Origin of the sequence: Verrucosispora sp. SN26_14.1, from assembly GCF_004307965.1 — a bacterium.
Classification (GTDB): Bacteria; Actinomycetota; Actinomycetes; order Mycobacteriales; family Micromonosporaceae; genus Micromonospora.
In genome coordinates this window covers 1-1,421 of the sequence record NZ_SISL01000777.1, presented here as the reverse complement: position 1 = coordinate 1,421, position 1,421 = coordinate 1, and the positions used below count along the sequence as shown (strand labels likewise).

The following is a 1,421-nucleotide window of genomic DNA, read 5'->3' as shown; positions in this document are numbered from 1 at the left end:
CGCCGCGCGGCGGCGTCGGCCGGGAAGCGGCGGCAACGGAGCCCACACTAGTCGGACCCACCGGGCCGGCGGACGGGCATGCAGGGCCCGGGCCGCATCGGGTTCCGCCCGGGCGAACGAGGCCAGCATGCCGACCGCCGCGAGCGTGACGACCAGGGCGCTGCCGCCGTCGGAGATGAACGGCAGCGGCACACCGGTCAGCGGCAGCAGGCCGATCACTCCACCCATGTTGATGAACGCCTGGCCGACCAGCCACGCGGTGGCCCCGGCGGCGGCCAGCCGGCGGAACGGGTCGTCCACGCGGCGGGCGATCCGCAGGCCGGTGTAGGCGAGGACGGCGAACAGCACCACCACCACCGCGCAGCCGACCACCCCGAGTTCCTCGGCGATGACCGCGAAGATGAAGTCGTTCTCGGCCGCCGGCAACCAGGCCCACTTGGTGCGCCCCTGCCCCAGCCCGGTGCCGAACCAGCCGCCGTTGGCGATGGCGTAGCGCGCCTGGACCATCTGGTAGCAGAGCGCGTCGCGGCAGTCGTCCAGCGGCGGCGGGTTGAAGAAGACGGTGAGCCGGGCGAGCCGGTAGTTCTCCTCACCGCGTACGCCGGAGCCGGCGCCGAGCGAGGCCACCGCGACCAACAGGCCGATGCCGGCCAGGCCGATCGCGCCGAGCGCGGCGAAGATCCGCAACCGCACCCCGGCCGCCCAGAGCAGGCCGACCACCAGGGCCAACAGGCAGAGCATACTGCCCAGGTCGTTGTAGCCGACCAGGACGAACATCAGGGCCACCACCGGGAACAGCGGGGTGGCCAGCTCCCGCCACCAGCCCAGCGCCGCGCCCTTGCGGGCCAACACGTACGCCCCCCACAGCACCAGGGCGAACTTCGCCAGCTCGGAGGGTTGCAGGCCGAACCCGAACACGTACAGCCAGAGCAGATCGGCCTCCAGCGGGCCGATCCGGGGCTCGCCGTCGGTCAACCGCCCGTACGCCTCCAGCAGGTTCAGCACCACCAGCAGTGCCACCGAGACGGCCAGCGCCGGCCGACCCAGCGACCGGTAGGTGCTGGCGGGCAGCCGCTGGCAGGCCCAGAACACCACGATGCCGATCACCGCGAAGATCGCCTGCCTGGTCAGCGACGTCGAGGCGCTGCCGCCCTGCGCGTAGTCGCGCACGCTGGTGGCCGAGAAGACCATGGTCAGGCCGATCAGCAGCAGCAGTCCGGCGCTGGCGAGCAGCAGGTGGTAGGAGGCCAGCGGCCGGGAGAGCAGACCCCGCAGCGCGGCGAGTCCGCCCACCGCGTCCAGGCCACGCCACGGCCCACCACCCGGCGTCTCGCCGGACGCACCGGACCCGCCGGCACGACCGGTACCCGCCCCGGCTGTCGCGGCCCCGGCCGCGCGCGTGCCACCGGCCGCTCCCGATC

At 73.8% G+C, this 1,421-nt stretch carries 1 protein-coding gene; it reads right to left on the bottom strand.

What is annotated here, in order from left to right:
* Positions 1-1,302 (bottom strand): FtsW/RodA/SpoVE family cell cycle protein (locus EYA84_RS31840; RefSeq protein WP_131057855.1); only part of this gene is annotated, 1,302 nt, incomplete at its 3' end.
* Positions 1,303-1,421: the final 119 nt, after the last annotated feature.